Here is a 339-nt window from a genome sequence, read left to right on the forward strand (position 1 = left end):
GCGAAGCCAAGGCCTACGACCAGATCGACGCTGCGCCTGAAGAAAAGGCCCGCGGCATCACGATCAACACCGCGCACGTCGAGTACGAAACGGCCAACCGCCACTACGCACACGTCGACTGCCCCGGTCACGCCGACTACGTGAAGAACATGATCACCGGCGCCGCTCAAATGGACGGCGCCATCCTGGTGTGCTCGGCCGCTGACGGCCCAATGCCCCAGACCCGTGAGCACATCCTGCTGGCTCGCCAGGTGGGCGTGGGCTACATCATCGTGTTCCTGAACAAGTGCGACATGGTCGACGACAAGGAACTGCTCGAGCTGGTCGAAATGGAAGTTC

General features: G+C 62.2%; 1 protein-coding gene. It reads left to right on the forward strand.

Annotated elements, in window-relative coordinates:
- The coding region (locus ACZYSP_RS35330) for a GTP-binding protein (protein ID WP_489019209.1) at nucleotides 1-339 on the forward strand (339 nt) is incomplete at both ends.

It is taken from the genome of Variovorax sp. F042 (assembly GCF_057814215.1).